Genomic DNA, 15,906 nt, shown 5'->3' with positions numbered 1-15,906 from the left:
AGCTGGAGAGCCCCTTGAAAAACGCCGATCCGATCTGGGACCACGTCGACCGCCATCGTGATGATTTTAGCGCCTTGTCAGATCGAGTCTTTGACACGCCCGAGACGCTTTATGCCGAGTACAAGTCCGTCGCCGAACATGTGCAGATGTTACGCGCTCAGGGCTTCAAGATAACAGAGAACGCAGCTGGCATTCCTACGGCCGTGATTGGCGAAGCAGGAGACGAGGGTCCGGTGATTGCCATCCTCGGCGAGTTCGATGCGCTGCCATATCTGAGCCAGGCGCCAGGTGTGGCTGAACATCAGCCGCTTGAAGAGGGCGGCAACGGGCATGGGTGTGGTCACAATCTTTTAGGGGCCGCCGCACTCTTGGCCGCGACGGCGGTGAAAGACTGGCTGGCCGAAAACGGCATTAAGGGCCGTGTGCGGTACTATGGCTGCCCCGCTGAAGAAGGGGGCGCGGCCAAAACGTACATGGTGCGCGAAGGACTGTTCGATGATGTCGACGCGGCCATCTCCTGGCATCCGGCAACCTTCACAGGCGTGAATGAGGCCAAATCGCTCGCGAACACCCGGATCGACTTCACTTTTCATGGAAAAGCCGCCCATGCTGCTGGCGCGCCTGAATTGGGCCGGTCCGCGCTTGATGCGGTTGAACTGATGAACATCGGTGTGAATTATCTGCGCGAGCACATGCCCGACAGCGCTCGGGTGCACTACGCCTATCTCGATGCAGGTGGCGTAGCGCCGAACGTGGTGCAAGCCAAGGCCACAGTGCGCCAACTCGTCCGCGCCAGCTCGCTACCGGACCTCGCCGATTTGGTCACGCGCGTCCGAAAGATCGCGGACGGCGCGGCGCTGATGACAGGAACGCAAGTTACCAGCCAGGTCTTTTCCGGCGTCTCAAACCTGCTTGGCAACCGTCCTTTGGAAGAAACCATGCAGCACGAGCTAGAGAAACTTGGACCCGTTGCCTTTGACGAGGCAGATCTCAGTTTTGCCCGCGACATTCAGACCACATTAACCGCCGCTGACATCAATACGACCTTCAAGCGGATCGGTGCTAAGCCCAAAAAAAATCTCGCACTCTGCGACTTCATCGCACCTCTTGATCGCCACAGCGATGGCGGCGAAGGCTCGACAGATGTTGGCGACGTGAGTTGGGCAGTCCCAACCGTTCAGGCACGAGTTGCCACCTGTGCTATAGGAACGCCGTTTCATACGTGGCAAACAGTGGCACAAGGCAAGGCGCCCGCGGCTCACAAAGGCATGGTCTACGCGGCAAAAGCAATGGCCGCGACAGCTTGTCGACTGGTTGAGGATCCCTCGCGCATCGAAGCTGCATGCGCGACGCATCAAGACCATCTGGGCCAAACACCTTACACATGTCCGATCCCGGACGACGTGCGTCCACCTGTCTGAGGCAAAACAACCGTGACCCGCGCCTCTGCAATAGACAACGCCGCCCAGTTTTTCGACACCGGTCAATTTGCAACAGAACTTAGCGAACTGGTTGCCCATGAGACGGAGAGCCAGACACAAGAAAAAGCCGCGGAGCTTCCGCGCTATCTTGAGGAAGCCCTCGTTCCGCGCCTGAGCAGACTCGGGTTCTCCTGTGAAATCTACCCGAACCCTGTGCACGATGCCGGACCGATCTTAGTTGCAGAGCGCATCGAGGACGACACGCGTCCGACAATCCTGTCCTATGGGCATGGCGACGTGATCCGCGCGCAAACAGATCAATGGCGCGACGGGCTTTACCCATTTCGATTGGTTGACGAGTGCGACCGCCTCTATGGACGGGGAACCGCCGACAACAAGGGGCAGCATCTCATCAATTTGGCGGCGCTGAGCGCTGTCATTGAGGCCCGCGGAGCGCTCGGTTTCAACATGCGCATTCTCATTGAAATGGGCGAAGAAATGGGATCACCGGGGTTGTCGGAGTTTTGCGCCAAGCACAAAGACAACCTAGCCGCAGACGTCCTGATCGCATCGGACGGGCCGCGCCTTCAGTCCGACACGCCCACGTTGTTCATGGGGGCAAGGGGCGGCAATTCGTTCGACCTCATCGTTGATCTAAGAGACGGCGCGCACCATTCGGGTAACTGGGGCGGTTTGCTTGCCGACCCCGCGATGATCCTTGCACAAGCCCTCTCGACGATCACCGATGTGCGGGGCCAAATCCTAATACCAGAGTGGCGGCCGACCAGCCTGACTGAAGACATCCGGGACGCCCTGCGCAACTTGCCGGTTGGCGGGGATGGCGGTCCGAAGATTGACGAGAATTGGGGAGAGGAAGGTCTGACACCGGCCGAGCGCGTCTTCGGCTGGAACAGTTTTGCGGTCCTCGCAATGAAAAGCGGTGTCCCCGAGGCACCGGTCAATGCGATCTCGGGATTTGCCATAGCCGCCTGCCAGCTCCGCTTCGTTGTTGGCACTAACCAATCCGATATCCTGCCCGCCCTTCGACGCCACCTTGATGCGAGAGGTTTTGAGATCGTTCAGATCAAGCCTCACGACCGCAGCTTCTTTGATGCAACGCGAACGTCGCCCAACCATCCGTGGGTGTCTTTTGTCGCGCGTTCGCTTGAAAAAACGTGTGGGAAGCCACCCCATGTCCTGCCAAATCTCGCCGGTTCCTTGCCCAACGAGGTCTTTTCCGATTTGCTCGGTCTCCCAACGGTTTGGGTGCCGCACTCCTATCGCGGCTGTTCGCAGCACGCGCCAAACGAGCACGTGTTAAAGTCAGTTTCGCGTGATGCATTGCGCGCAATGGCCGGGCTTTTTTGGGATATTGGCGACCTTGCCAGGTCGCTCTGATCCCGCGCCACAAAGGACTTCATCCGTACCTGGATCGGGCGGGTATCGCATATCTGACTGTAAATGACCGCTTTCACAGATTGGTAGAGTTGCTCTCGCATATGCAGCGAAAGTCAGCTGTCCGCCCTTTGTGCAGAAGCTAGAGGTCAAACAACAAAACAGGTTCGGTTGCTTGCCCCCTACCCTGCCCGGCTGATGCCGCCAGTTTAGACTCCGGGTTTTAATAGTCTGCGCCCTGCCGGGTATCCCAGAGACGCAGAATTTCTATTTGAGTGGGCATTACACGATAGATTAACGTGAATGGGGTTCGCGGCACTGAAAGCTCCCGTATGTCTTGGCGTGTGTCACTCGGGTGACCTGCATAAGGGTTGGCTGCGAGAGTAAGCTGAATGGCTTTGAGCTGAGCTCGTGCCCTTTCGCTGCCTTCAGGAAAAACTGACGTGTAGTAGTAACGGAACCATTGAATGTCCCGGGCCGTATCTTCGAGAAATACAATTTTCATTGGCTATTGGATTGCCCGCTTGCAACCGGAGCAGAGAGCTCATTCTCGGTATCCCAGCTGTCTATCCAAGCATTCATTTCGTCTGCCGTGATGAACTTTCCTAGATCTGCCTTTTCAACAGCCGCATCAATGGCTGCACGTTTTGCTGCCTTGGATTCCAGCATCATTCTGATTGCCCGTACCGCTAGTTGTGCTGGTGGCCGATCTTCGATCGCAGCTTCTCGTTCCAGGGACTTTCTCAAGTCTTCATCGAGACGGATTGAATATGGGCTGGTACTCATCGCAATCACCTGTTTCCGGTATGTAGTACAATGTAATACATTGGCACTCTATTCTCAATAGACGTTGGCATGAATGATATCTGTTGCTCTGAGCTCATGAGCGAGATGAGATTTCAAAGGTACGGCCCTCACTTCTGTGGTTTCTTTGTATTTTGCTTCAACAAAGCGAATGGCTGCATGTCTCCCCGATCGATTTTGGAGGTCAGAGAAATCAAATAGGCTTGGTGGGATCTTATGTTCTCCGCTCGTTGGAAAATGTATCCCAAAACCATAAAACGGAGAGCAGCACTATGTGTCGATTTCATAGCATACCAAGTCTGACCAAATCGTAGGTATTCGGCTATATCGTCCATAAGACGGTTACAATGTGCCTGATCCCGGGCAAAGCGAAGTTCCGAGCACAAACGTGGAAAGCTGCGCTCCATTTGATCTGGAGAAACTTGAATCTGAGAATGTTTTTCTTTCTTAACTATCGGATTCAAAGAGTCCTCTTTGTGCCCCTCATTTTCATGGTCATTGGCCCTCAAAATTTCTGTATCTGCCTGTGTTATCTGGGAGATTTCCACAGAGATTTCCGCCAGGAGTTCGCCTAGTACATTTGAATCTGGTTTGCGACGCAGAGCATTGCGTACGGTGGTCATCAAATCAGAGATCGCGGTATCATTTGCTACGAGTTCCCTAAGGCGCGCCAGAGCGGCGGAAACCTTGTCGCGGAGTACAGTGAACTCCAGAACTCGATCAGCATGCCTCTGTGCTTGCTGGATGAACTCAGTGTGCCGTTCAGACAAAGGCATTAAGGAGAGCCCAGTTGCGGTTACCACCCTTCCCTGTCGGTCCCGGCGCACCCAACGTTTGCCGTTCGCGCTCATGACGCGACGGATAAGTCCAAGCTCAACCAACGCCGAGATATGGCGCTCAACAGTTTGAACACTGACATGGGTTCGTTTTGCGATTGCCACGTTGGAAGCGAAGCAAATGTGATGGTCATCCTGATCTGAAGAAATATGGTCTCCGCCCATAAAGGAAACCATAGCTCTTAGGACATTGAGAGACGTGGAGTTAAGCCCAAGCGGTTCTCTGGCTTCCTCAACTGCTCGAAGAAGCATCCATTTTTTAGGCGTACTACCCCCCTGCCCTGCCGTTCCCGACAAGGTTGCTCCGTTTGGAGCCAATGCTGTTACTGTTTTCATGATTTTATGTCAGCAGACAAAGAAAACCTGTTCACCCAGAGGCGTTTTTTGTTGTCTCGTGATTCGCGGGCTGTTAGGGTTTAGGTGTCAAATCTACAACCACTAGTTGGTTTTCAGCCCTCGGAGCCTTAGGTTTCGGGGGTTTCTTTTTGCTTCCTCCTTTTGCTCGTTGCCTCATGTAGAGTTAACAGTTGTTAACTCGCTTTTTCCTCAGCGCCTTCTTTGAAACGCTCGTAGGATTCCTGAATAAATTGACCAAGGTTTTCCTCAAGCCAACGCGCATAGGCTTCATTCTCTCCTGATCTTTTGATCGTCATGTTCACCGTGGAGTTGCTGGTCTTGATGACAACGTCTGGTGCCGGTCGGATTTCTTGTGCTTCTTTCTTAGGGGTTAAGCTACTTAAGAGCCCGTTCAATCGATCGTCGGAATCAGATGCGTTGAGCTTTTCCAGAATTTTCTTTGCGCTATCTGCTGTTATTGCCTTCTTTCGCAATGCTTCAGCGAGAACAGTCCATTTCGGGCGACCAGACTTCGGCGCGGGCCCAATCATATCCCCGAGATCGTCAGGAATGTCGTTGGTGATCCGCTCCAATTGCGACAGCGTATTCTTGGATATCGCAAGTGCTGTGATCGCTTCCGAGCGGTCATATCCTTGGTTTAGAATTTCGCGGGCGAACCGAGCCCTCTCATAATAACTTAGATCAACACGGGAAGAGTTCTCCAGACCTTTCGCCTGAAGCGCCTCTTTGTCATCGAGAGTCCGTACCAGCGCGCGTACAGGCTGGTTCAGATGCTGACAGGCCAGGATGCGACGGCGGCCGTAAATAACCTCGAAGTGACCATCTACCTCCTCGGATGGGCGCAAGAGGACCGGAACCTGTTGGCCGCCTGCTTCACTGATGCTTTCGGCTAATTCTAGAACAGCGGCATCGACGTTCGGCTCGGCTTTTGAGTTAACAGGTGTTAACTCCACTCCAAGCCTGTCCTTCGGACCCCAAGGCAATATGAGCGAGGTATCGATTTCTTGGATTCCGCCGGCGCCAACACGAACAGAAGCTATGGTGCCTCGTGGAAGCGCGGCATTGGCACGCTCGGTTTTCGTAGGCGGAATGGGCGGGTTTCCGGCTGCCGCCGCAATCGCTGCAGCCATGCTGGTTTTGTTTTGTTTAAGTGCCATTTCAACGGCCCCACGCGGTTTGAATCATGTTTGAGACTTCGTGCCCGACGGCATCCATGCTTGATCGGGCGCGGTCATAGGTTGACCGTGTCATTTCTGATCGAACAACTTCGTACATTGTCATTTTCAGCATCGCGGCATCGGCAATCGCCGTGCTTCGCAGCGCAGTTGCTCCGATCACCCGATCCTGAAACAGCGCCCGCATCAGACTTACAATTTGCTGTGATGGGGTATCCGAGGGGTCGTCCCGCGTTATGAGGAACCGGAAATTGTCATGGACTATCGGAATCCCGGAGTTCTCAAACTCTTCCAGGTATGCCGATGTCATTTCAAGAAACTGCTGCGTGGAGGCAACGTCCAACATGCTCGGTGTCAGCGGCACAATCACAGATGTTGCCGCAAACAATCCTGCCAGCGTCAGGAATCCCAAAGAAGGCGGGCTATCGATAATGATTACATCGTAGTTTGCTTCGACTTCTTCGATTGCGCTGGCAAGCCGATTATAGAAGGGAACGCCTTTTCGGGCGTAGACAGCGGTTTCTGTTTCAAACTCTGACAGGATCAACTGGGCGGGGGAAAGATCTAAGCCAGGGAAGTAAGTGGTCCGGATGCACTCGGACATCGAGACCGGGTCCTCGTAGCGCAGAGCATCATAGATCGAATTCCCCTCAAACTCGATTTCTGGCTGAATTCCGCAGAATCCGGTCAAGCTGCCTTGTGGGTCAAGGTCGATAGCCAGAACGCGATAACCTTGAAGTGCAAGATAGTGGCAAAGGTGAATGGCTGAGGTGGATTTTGCACTGCCACCCTTGAAGTTCATGAGTTGAATGACCTGAAGCTGGTCGGCATCGCGACGGCCGGGAAGGTACTTTCCGGGCTTTCTGGAACTGCCTTCAAGGATCTGGCGCATCGCTTTGATTTCGGCTCCGGAGTAAAAGCGACGGCCGTTCTTGTTGACTTCCGGCTCTGGAAGAGAGCCCTCAGCATGGCCCTTTCGCAAGAACTGTCCGGTTGTGCCAAACAGATCGGCAACCTCCGTCGCGCTGAAGAGTCGGAGGGTCTTTGATAACTCAGGAGAATACGCCTGAGTTAAGTGGGTCGTCAGTGCAACTTGTAGACGATCAGAGATTTCACGTGTAACGTGAGACTGCGTCGTCGCAGCAATTGGTGTGGTCTGTAGCATAGTTGCAGTTTTCCTGCTCATTTTTGTTTGGTTGCGCAACTTGAGTACATTTAGGCACTCGTATTCCGATTCATGTCAAGAGAAAAATCAATAACTTGTGGGTCGCTACGAAGCCTACACAAGCGTTCTGAAGTTAACAGCTGTTAACTCACGTCTCCATTGGGTATTTAAGAGGCGCTTGGAGGTTGCATGGTTACAGTAAAAGTTTGGCTTCGAAGTTCCAGTTCAGAGGGTTACCTGACGTCGACAACTTTGTCCTTATAGCCTAGCGAAATCCTGCCAGAAATACTGCAATGCGCTCAGTTTGCTCATGTTGCAGATGATTAAATCAAATGAGCGTTGAGCCTCACGCCGCTCAAACCCGAATTGGTGGGTATTCTTGACAGGTGCCGACAAGTTCACTGACTTGCCAGGGCGGGGCGCCGTTCAGCGTGGCTTGGGTCAGGAAACCCGAACGCAGCCAATGCGGTGAGGCCTAATCCTTCGTAGTCCTGCCACCTTCAGTCGGTGTTTGACGATCTGGGCGATGGCGTCCAGGTTGAGGCGGCGTGTCCGCATCCAGTCAGAATTCAAGACCGAGTGAAACAGGAGGCGGTCCTCGATCTGGCCCACTTCGATCCAACGCGTCAGCGGCTTTGCTGCGCGACCCTTGCGCACCAACCGTTGAGCCTCGCCCTTTTGGGTGGTCTCGACTACCAGCGGCGAGACATAAATTTGGTCGTTCTCGTTGAATTCCTTCAGCGACATTTCCCCTCGCAAATAGCTCGCCGAACACCGAATACTGCCATCTATCCGATGTCAGTCCAGTAACAGGATGGTCCGGTCACGGCAGCCCCGACGCTAACATTGGCTGGTGACCATCTGCTGTTCGAAAATTTCGCGGGCGATCGGATGAGTGGCGTTCGTGGCAAGAAGGACGGCCCCGTGTTTGGAATGTACGAAAGCGGAGGGCGATGGTTAACTCAGCCACGGCTGAGAGCGCCTGTTTGATAAGTCAGGCACGCCATAAGATCAGCTTGATCAAGTTAACGGTTGTGGAAGCCTCTACTGTTGAACCAGCTTCTTCGTTGGCATATATTGCCATAGAGGAGGCTAAGGCCATGGTAACCCGCAATGTCGTACTTACAGAATCTCAGGATCAACTCGTGCAGAATCTGGTTGCGTCAGGTCGTTATCAGAACGCCAGTGAAGCACTGCGCGCCGGCCTTCGTCTTCTGGAGCGGGAAGAAGCGGGACTGGTGTCTCTCAAACAAGGCCTGCAAGAGGGTGTGACGCAGGCTCAGGCTGGAGATCTGGCAGAAGGCAGCGGTTTGGATGCGATCCGTCGTGCCTTTGCAACGGCACGAACCAAAGCGTGACTAGACCCTTTCGACTGACACGCCGCGCTGAAGCCAGCTTGGTTGAAATTGCCCGATGGACCATCGATAAGTTTGGACCGCATCAAGCCGATCTTTATGAACAAGAACTGATAGCGCGCTGCCAAGCCATCACAGAGGGCAGGGTGGCCAGCCGCAGTTGTTCCATATTGGTCGATGACGCGGTTGATCTCAGGTATGTAAGGGCAGGGGAGCACTTTCTGGTTTACCTGGACCAGCCGGATAGCGTGATCATAATCGATATCCTGCACTCCCATTGTGATCTGCCGCGACATGTTTCCGCGCTGGCCACGTTGACAGACGCTGCTGAAAACAAGACGTAGGCGTTGCGGCCAGAGCATTCTTCAGGAAGGGATTTTTAAAAACAATCGGTAAGTGCTCACCCCAACAGGTCAGTCGCCGGGTTTTCTGCGATATCGACGTCGTCATAGTACTTCTGCGCCTGGGCCATGGAGCGGTGCAGCGAGAGGCGCATGGCCGCCTGGATTGGAGCGCCGTCCAGGGCGGCCTGGGTTAGGAACCCAGAACGCAGACCGTGTGGCGAGGCGAAGTTCTCCGGCAACCCGGCCAACCGGAGGCGATGTTTGACGATCTGATGGATAGCGTCCGGCGAGAGCCGGCGCTTCAGCACACGATCCGCTTTTGAGACTGGTCTGAACAGTGGCCCGTTCTTAATCTGTCCAACCTCGATCCAATGGACCAGCGCCTGGGCCGCGCGACCCTTGAGCACCAGCCGCGGCGTCTCGCCTTTGGTGGTGGTCTTGGTCTCCAGAAGAGAAATCCAGATCACGCCCTTGGCATCAAACTCTTTCAGCGAAACATCTTCCCGCACCAGCGCCGTGATCTCAGAGCGCCGTCTACCACCAGAAGCCCAGCCGAGCATCAGGATTGCCCGGTCGCGGCAATCCCGGTGGCTGCCCCGGCAGGAGGCCAGTAGTTGTTCCAGCACATCCCGGGTGATCGGGTGCTGCGATTTTGGGGCAGGGGGCCGGGCTGCAGCCCGCCGCGCCTTGGCACGGGCCTGCTTCACCTGCGGCGCGCCAAACGGGCTGGTCAGGTTCTTCATTCGATGGAAGGCCAGCCAGGAGGCAATGCGACGGTCCAGCGTCGAAGGGGCAGGGCAGGCGAGGGACTTGCGCAGCCCCTGAGCAATCAGCGCTTCTGCGGTTTTGCGCGCCGCGTCCGTTTCTGGTGCGTCATTCAGATCGCGGGCGTGATCGAGAATGAAGGCCAGCGCGATGTCTTGGCGCTCCGGCCAGTCCAGAGCTGACCCGAAGCGCGCAGCCTTCCACGCCGTGATGTAGAGCAGGTCGCGCTCATAAGCCCTGAGAGTGTTGGGTGGCGTGCCGCGGACATAAAGGTCGGTCAGCGCCTCCTGATCCGCCTGAGACAGGGCAGGCGAGGCAGCGGGGAGATAAGGCGCAGGGGCTGTCATGGGGCCTATTTTGCACACAAATTCGCAGGAGATCAATCATACGTAATAAGAGATACTTATCAGGTGTAATAGAGATTTGATAGACTGGCTAAAGTAAAGCTCAAAAAACTACAATAATGCGCATAAACAGGGAAGGGGGCTTGTAAACTCGCGTGGTTCATAGGCTTTGTAACGTTTCACAGCGTAATCGGGAATCTTGACTTCACTCTTCCCCATGTTTGTCATGCTTTCGACCAACCCTGACGCAATATTGCGGTGGCGGTTTAACCGTGAGTGAGTGTTTTCAGTATGTTCTGCGCTCGGGGACTGAACGTCTCCGGGTGAAATTCTACTGGTTGGTGGCGGATTGCGGTCGTTACTTGGGTTCCGCCGAATGGTAGTTTTGGTCTGCTATGCCGCCGTCCGAACACGTTGCAGCTAAGGTCCAGGGTGAGCCCAACTTGACAGACGCTGCGCTCAGCACCGGTGGCCGCTTTCGAAATTGAGATTTCCTGCCGCAGCAAATATCTATCGTCGAGGGGTAACTTCGAAGCACTGCAACAATGGCTTCCACAGTCAACTAGGGTGATGGTCAATTGATTAGCCGCAGAACGTTTTTGAAGACACTGGGGTTGGGTGCAGTGTCTGGTGCTGCATTGGCTTCATATGCGTTTGCGATTGAACCGCTTTGGCGGCTGGTCGTAACGCGCTATGCGCTGCAACCTACAAATTGGACACAAGGCCTTAAGCTCAAGGTCGCTATTCTGGCGGATATTCATGCATGTAATCCTTGGATGAGCGTTGGTCGCCTTGAACGAATTGTAGAACGAACAAATGACCTAAAGCCTGACCTCACACTTTTGCTCGGCGATTTCTCAGCGGGCATTTCTTCAAGGTTTGTAACGTCTTACGTGCATTCCAGTGACTGGGCACCGATCTTAGCCAAATTAGAGGCTCCGCTAGGACGGTATGCAATTCTTGGAAACCATGATTGGTGGGAAGACAAAACTGCTCAAAAACAAGGGTATGGTCCGACTTTTGGACAACTAGCACTGCAAAATGTCGGCGTACCTGTCCTTGAAAATCAGTCTGTTCGGATCTTGCATAACGGCAATCCGTTTTGGGTGGCTGGGTTAGGTGATCAGCTCGCACTTCTGCCAAGAAAAGAATATGGCCGAACAACTTGGCAAGGTATGGACGACCTTCCTCGCACCCTAGATGAAGTGCCTGAGAATGAACCAATGATCTTGATGGCACATGAGCCTGATATTTTCCCGAAGGTTTTGGAAGTTCAGAAGCCTGTCGCATTGACCGTATCTGGTCATACGCACGGCGGCCAATTTCGAGTATTTGGGCATTCTCCCGTCGTGCCTTCGCGCTACGGCAACAAATACGCATACGGACATGTTGTTGAAATGCGCCCGGACGGGCGCGCGTGCGATTTGTTAGTATCTGGCGGCTTAGGATGCTCTATCGCTCCGGTCAGGTTCGGAGTTCCGCCCGAGATTGTATTGCTGGAGCTAAGCTAGCTTCAGTTGCCTGCCAATAAAGCCGCCATTCGCGCGGCCGCAGCGAATTCACGGTTTGTCCCGCGTTGCCGCCGTTAAAGGTCGACTAGAACCGAATGATCCTGACCGAAACTGTCGGATGGCTGCAAAGAGCCCAATCTGTGAATTCGATTTTCTCGCTGCGCGCGCTCGCAGCACAGATTTTGCCGCGCGGGCATCACCTTGAGTACGGCAATGCGGCGTAAGAGCGGCCATTCGTGCTGGGCGCACCAAAACTCACAAGCTCAGAAAAAGACTAGATCCGGTGCGTTTCCACATAGCCTCTCCGCATACCGGACTCCGCTCCTTAGTTGAAAATCCGTCAATCCTGTCTCCGGCACCAAAAGCGCGAGGCTACTGAACAGGTTCAGGTAACTTTGGGTTGGCAAATGCAAATCGCCACTATTTTGAGACGCATCGTCATTGATAAGCGGGCCAAATCATGGAAACTTCTCAGGAAAAAGGGGGAGTATGGGAAATATCCGGAAGACGCTCGCATGTATAAACTAAACGATACGGACCAATTGTGCTTAGTAAAATATTTGCGGCAGGGCAAAAGTACCTGCGACCATCCTCTTTACTCCTGACTGCTGCCCTCGGGCTATCCGGGCATGCCTCGCAGGCTGCAGATTCCAGGCTGGACATGGGGACAGGGGGGAAAGGCGGATATTATTTCAAAGTCGGCACCCTACTGTGCAAATCGTTTTCCCAAGATATCGCTGGTTATAAGTGCAGCGCCAAAGCCACAGATGGCCCACGTGAGAATCTGCCAAAGCTGCGCCGGGGCAAGTTTGACCTTGTGGTGGTGCGGTCAGATTGGGCAGAAGACGCGCTTAAGGGTTCTCGATCTTTCAAAACTAGTGAGGCGGACACATCTCTACGCTCTTTGTTCTCAATTCATAGCGAACCATTGACCGTCATTTCGCTCGCTGGATCCGACGTCCGGTCTGCTGATGATCTGAACGGAAAACGTGTCAAGCTGGGTGGTTCAGCCACGTACTTGGTGAAACAGCTTCCCCAAGCTGCAAACTGGGACACATCCGCCTTTGGCACCTACAAGTCCGGAGAGCAGGACAGAGTGCGAAAACAGTTGTGTTCCGGAGAAATCGACGCCGTTGCATACGTCAGCGGCTACCCGTCCAACTGGATTCAGAAAACGGCACAGACCTGTCCGATCCAATTGGTTTCGGTATCTAGTCGCCAGATTGATAGATTAGTTTCCGGGTCAGATGCGCTCAGCCAAGTTTCAATTCCAGCGAACACGTATAGCGGGGTGGCATCACTTACCAAAACCTTCGGCTTCAAGGCCACCTTGCTAAGCAGCGCTGAAGTGTCCGAGAACGATGTCTATGCGTTCATCAAATCCACATTTGAAAACCTGCCTCAGCTGGCCCGCGATCACCCAGCCCTGAGAGGCTTGCAACCGTCAGAGATGATACGCGAAGGACTATCCGCGCCTCTGCATCCAGGGGCGGCTCGGTACTATCGAGAACAGGGTTGGATCAAGTAACGGTACTGCGGTCCGCTTAAACAGGAAAACGCTGCGTCCGAGGCGCGAGGGTTGTCACCTGAAGGCAGGGCTTTCTTATTCTTCAGCGGTAACACTCGGCGCCGTAGACGATGCGGATACGACAGTGGCGCCGAATGACTTGAACGCCTGGATCGCGGCAAACGGCGATGATGGGGGCTGTTTCCCACAAATGCGACCTGACGATTCCAATGACTGCTTTGGTGGTGTCGGCTGCGACACCTTTGAGAACGTGCTGAACTCAGAAACAAATGCTGCGTCAGCAATAGCCGCAGCTGCACAAGTCCGGTTTGTCCCGCCTTGTGCGTTCACAGTCGATGACGCGGATGGCAGCGATTTCCGAGAGCGCGCATTCGTCCTTCGCGCGGCAGATTCTACGAAAGAGCCCAGAGTGATGCATGCTGCGCTCCATACGAATGTCGGTTTGAGCGGCAGAAATTGACGTATTCCTGTCCCGCAGACATCTGCGTACTGGCATCTCCCCTAAGTGCGCTGGCGGGACGTACCTCTCAGTCCGTCCCAGCCACGTCATCAATCCTGAGCCAGCAGTCGCCCGCCATGTGGGTTGTCAATCACCATCTTCCAGCTTCCGTCCTGCTGCTTGCGGAGGACCGCAACTGACAATCCCGACTGCGTGATTGCTTGGCCATCAGGGGACTTTGCCGCCATCGACCAAGGGGCGATATGGATTGCGATGTCGCTGGAGACAATAACCTCGTGGCCTGCGGGGTATTCAAAAATCGGGTTCATCGCCGCCATTCCGCCGAACATCTGTTCAAGGATGGCTGCATCGTTGATGGGGGCTTCGGGCTCAAACACCACTGTTGCCCCGGGTTCATAGCTCTCCATGACCCGCGTGATGTCTGCAGCCTGAAAGCTGGTGGTCATGGTTTCGATGGCCGCGAGTACGTCTTGCTGGTCTTGTGTAATATCGTTTCCTTCTGCTGTCGACATTTGGGGTAGGCTCAGGGCAAGCGCCATCAGCCACGCGAATGCATGTTTCATGTTGGTCTCCTTTGGTTTGGGGTCAGTTGGGTGGGGGTTCTAGCCCGGCGGTTCCACGATCCTGAGAACCTTCGCGGCAAAGTCTTTCGGAGACTTCAACGGTCCAGTCGCTCGCTGAAGTTTGGCAGCGACGAGATGCGCCTCCGTCCGGGAGGCGAGCTTCGCGACGTCTTCAAATGCGGGCGCGCCCGCCATCACGTCAGAAGGCATCTGTCCGATCCGATCCGCGCGCATGGCCGCTGGGAGACGCCTGCGGCAACTACAGGTCGCCTTCTCGGCCGCCAGACCACAGGTGCTTGCAGTGAACTCCTGCACTCTGGCTCGCGCCCTGGACAGCCGTTTCCGGAAGTTGGCAGGAGAGACCTGCAAGACCTCCGCCGCTTCGCTGTGGTCAAACTCGATAACTTCGCCAAGCACATAGGCCGCCCTGTGCTCCCGGTCGAGGCACAGCAGCATCGCCATGGTGCAGCGCAGACGCAGTTCATTGAGCATCACATGGTCTTCAGCGGCGCGGCTGCTCTCGTCCGCCAGCCCGTCAAGAAGGTCGTCGGCGAATATTTGAAACGAAAGCCCTGGATCGCGTGTGATGATCTTGCGCGCAGTCAGCAGGTAATTCGTCGCAACCCGATAGACCCAGGTCTCAAAGCTGCTTTCGCCCCGAAAGGTCGACAACTTTGTAACGATACGAATTAGAATTTCTTGAACTGCATCTTGCGCGGCGTCTGGATCAGCCAGCATTCGCAGAGCTAGTTTGTGAATTCGATCCTGAACTCCACGCACGAGGCTTTCCAACGCTTTGGCGTCGCCTTCTTTGGCCAGTTCTATGTCGGTCTTGCTGATCCGGGCCATGTTGTTTTCGGTGCCTTTTGAAGTAATCATGTTCTATTAGACAACTCATTGAGGCGAAGTGTGACAAACAATTTGGAATGGTAGCCGCGACTTCTGAAAAACACGATGAAGCAGACATTGCAATGTACCACGCCAACGACCGCTCATTCCGCGCCTTGTGCGTTCATAGTCGATGACGCGGATGGCAGCGATTTCCGAGAGCGAGCATTCGTCCTTCGCGCGGCAGATTCTACGAAAGAGCCCCTTTGACCGATGCTGCACGATGCGCGAATGGCAGCTATCCGAATACCAGCAACAGCCCGCTAATGGCTGAGATTGACAATACAAGAAACCGAAGCAAACGTGCATTGATCAGTCGGGCAAGACTTGGCGCAAGCCAAAGCCCAAATAGGACGCCGGGTATTAGCAATATCGTCGCCATAGCCTGATCGGTGCCAAATCGACCAACAAATACCAAGGCAATGATCGAGAACAGGTTACCGATTCCGACAAACGTGAGGATCGCGCCTCTCACCCGATCCGGTTCCAAACCTTGATACAGGAGGGCTATGGGTGGGGCGTGGACACCGGCTATTGTTCCGAGGAAACCAGCTCCACCTCCCGCAGCAATCAGGTTTCGTTGATTAAGAGCCGCTGACCAACCGGAAAGTGCAAGCCCTACACCAATAACCACGAATACCCCTAGCAACCGTGTCAGACTCGAACTGTCGATGAGCGCCGCAACAAGCCCTGCTATAGCAGTTCCTGTTGCCAAGCCGATCAGAGCAAACTTCAATTCGGTCCGATCAACCTTCGCGGGGACGCGCCAAAGTGCGAGAAAAGACAACGCAAAGGACGCTACCAGCACCGGACCGGGGGCATAGATTGGATTGATGAGCAGTAAGAGGGGGATCGCAAAGAGGTTCAGGCCCATGCCAATGGCCGCTTGGCTTGCTGATCCGATTAGGATCACCAGTGTCACCAAACACAGTTCCATGAAATCAAGTTGAAGGTCCAAATGCTTCCCAATCCTGCTCGGTTGTCACCTTAGTTGC

At 54.5% G+C, this 15,906-nt stretch carries 16 protein-coding genes; 6 read left to right on the top strand and 10 right to left on the bottom strand.

Annotation, left to right across the window (positions count from 1 at the left end):
• Positions 1 to 14: 14 nt before the first annotated feature.
• Both ACR0MP_RS19980 and ACR0MP_RS19975 read left to right on the top strand, forming a co-directional pair.
• On the top strand, positions 15 to 1,421 hold the full coding sequence (locus tag ACR0MP_RS19980; RefSeq protein ID WP_480887735.1) for an amidohydrolase: 1,407 nt from the start codon (positions 15 to 17) through the stop codon (positions 1,419 to 1,421).
• Between the two features lie 12 nt (positions 1,422 to 1,433).
• A complete protein-coding gene (locus ACR0MP_RS19975; RefSeq protein ID WP_171127182.1) occupies positions 1,434 to 2,819 on the top strand; it encodes a M20 family metallopeptidase in 1,386 nt (461 codons plus the stop codon).
• Between the two features lie 220 nt (positions 2,820 to 3,039).
• Here ACR0MP_RS19975 and ACR0MP_RS19970 read toward each other — a convergent pair whose 3' ends face one another.
• The 6 genes from ACR0MP_RS19970 to ACR0MP_RS19945 form a co-directional block, all read right to left on the bottom strand.
• Entirely contained in the window at positions 3,040 to 3,321 is a 282-nt protein-coding gene (locus tag ACR0MP_RS19970; RefSeq protein ID WP_170592490.1) for a type II toxin-antitoxin system RelE/ParE family toxin, read from the bottom strand.
• A complete protein-coding gene (locus ACR0MP_RS19965) occupies positions 3,318 to 3,602 on the bottom strand; it encodes a hypothetical protein (RefSeq protein ID WP_170456398.1) in 285 nt (94 codons plus the stop codon). Before ACR0MP_RS19965 ends, ACR0MP_RS19970 begins: the two co-directional genes overlap by 4 nt.
• 128 nt (positions 3,603 to 3,730) lie before the next feature.
• A complete protein-coding gene (locus ACR0MP_RS19960) occupies positions 3,731 to 4,792 on the bottom strand; it encodes a helix-turn-helix domain-containing protein (protein WP_480887737.1) in 1,062 nt (353 codons plus the stop codon).
• A 194-nt stretch (positions 4,793 to 4,986) separates the two neighbouring features.
• Entirely contained in the window at positions 4,987 to 5,970 is a 984-nt protein-coding gene (gene repB / locus ACR0MP_RS19955; protein ID WP_480887739.1) for a plasmid partitioning protein RepB, read from the bottom strand.
• 1 nt (position 5,971) lies between these two features.
• Complete coding sequence (gene repA, locus ACR0MP_RS19950; protein WP_480893868.1) at positions 5,972 to 7,153, bottom strand: plasmid partitioning protein RepA; 1,182 nt, start codon at positions 7,151 to 7,153, stop codon at positions 5,972 to 5,974.
• 441 nt (positions 7,154 to 7,594) lie between these two features.
• Complete coding sequence (locus tag ACR0MP_RS19945; protein ID WP_480887740.1) at positions 7,595 to 7,900, bottom strand: hypothetical protein; 306 nt, start codon at positions 7,898 to 7,900, stop codon at positions 7,595 to 7,597.
• 353 nt (positions 7,901 to 8,253) lie between these two features.
• Here ACR0MP_RS19945 and ACR0MP_RS19940 point away from each other — a divergent pair, with 353 nt between their 5' ends.
• On the top strand, positions 8,254 to 8,511 hold the full coding sequence (locus tag ACR0MP_RS19940; RefSeq protein ID WP_480887742.1) for a type II toxin-antitoxin system ParD family antitoxin: 258 nt from the start codon (positions 8,254 to 8,256) through the stop codon (positions 8,509 to 8,511).
• Positions 8,508 to 8,852: a type II toxin-antitoxin system RelE/ParE family toxin gene (locus tag ACR0MP_RS19935; RefSeq protein ID WP_480887745.1), complete on the top strand. Its 345-nt coding sequence runs from the start codon at positions 8,508 to 8,510 to the stop codon at positions 8,850 to 8,852. Before ACR0MP_RS19940 ends, ACR0MP_RS19935 begins: the two co-directional genes overlap by 4 nt.
• 56 nt (positions 8,853 to 8,908) lie before the next feature.
• Here the strand turns inward: ACR0MP_RS19935 and ACR0MP_RS19930 are convergent, their stop codons facing one another.
• Entirely contained in the window at positions 8,909 to 9,964 is a 1,056-nt protein-coding gene (locus ACR0MP_RS19930) for a tyrosine-type recombinase/integrase (RefSeq protein ID WP_480887747.1), read from the bottom strand.
• Positions 9,965 to 10,539: 575 nt separating this feature from the next.
• Here ACR0MP_RS19930 and ACR0MP_RS19925 point away from each other — a divergent pair.
• Both ACR0MP_RS19925 and ACR0MP_RS19920 read left to right on the top strand, forming a co-directional pair.
• Entirely contained in the window at positions 10,540 to 11,472 is a 933-nt protein-coding gene (locus ACR0MP_RS19925) for a metallophosphoesterase (protein WP_480887749.1), read from the top strand.
• A gap of 544 nt (positions 11,473 to 12,016) precedes the next feature.
• A complete protein-coding gene (locus tag ACR0MP_RS19920; protein ID WP_480887752.1) occupies positions 12,017 to 13,000 on the top strand; it encodes a TAXI family TRAP transporter solute-binding subunit in 984 nt (327 codons plus the stop codon).
• Positions 13,001 to 13,549: 549 nt separating this feature from the next.
• Here the strand turns inward: ACR0MP_RS19920 and ACR0MP_RS19915 are convergent.
• From ACR0MP_RS19915 to ACR0MP_RS19905, 3 genes are all read right to left on the bottom strand, one after another.
• Positions 13,550 to 14,023: a YybH family protein gene (locus tag ACR0MP_RS19915; RefSeq protein WP_480887754.1), complete on the bottom strand. Its 474-nt coding sequence runs from the start codon at positions 14,021 to 14,023 to the stop codon at positions 13,550 to 13,552.
• Positions 14,024 to 14,062: 39 nt separating this feature from the next.
• Positions 14,063 to 14,872 (bottom strand): RNA polymerase sigma factor, encoded by an 810-nt coding sequence (locus ACR0MP_RS19910; protein WP_480893866.1) that lies wholly within the window; start codon positions 14,870 to 14,872, stop codon positions 14,063 to 14,065.
• A gap of 277 nt (positions 14,873 to 15,149) precedes the next feature.
• A complete protein-coding gene (locus ACR0MP_RS19905; protein ID WP_480887757.1) occupies positions 15,150 to 15,869 on the bottom strand; it encodes a sulfite exporter TauE/SafE family protein in 720 nt (239 codons plus the stop codon).
• Between the last annotated feature and the right edge of the window lie 37 nt (positions 15,870 to 15,906).

The sequence above is a fragment of the Ruegeria sp. K3 genome, assembly GCF_056531845.1.
The sequence above is the reverse complement of the archived record's forward strand: the minus strand, read 5'-3'. Positions and strand labels throughout refer to the sequence as shown.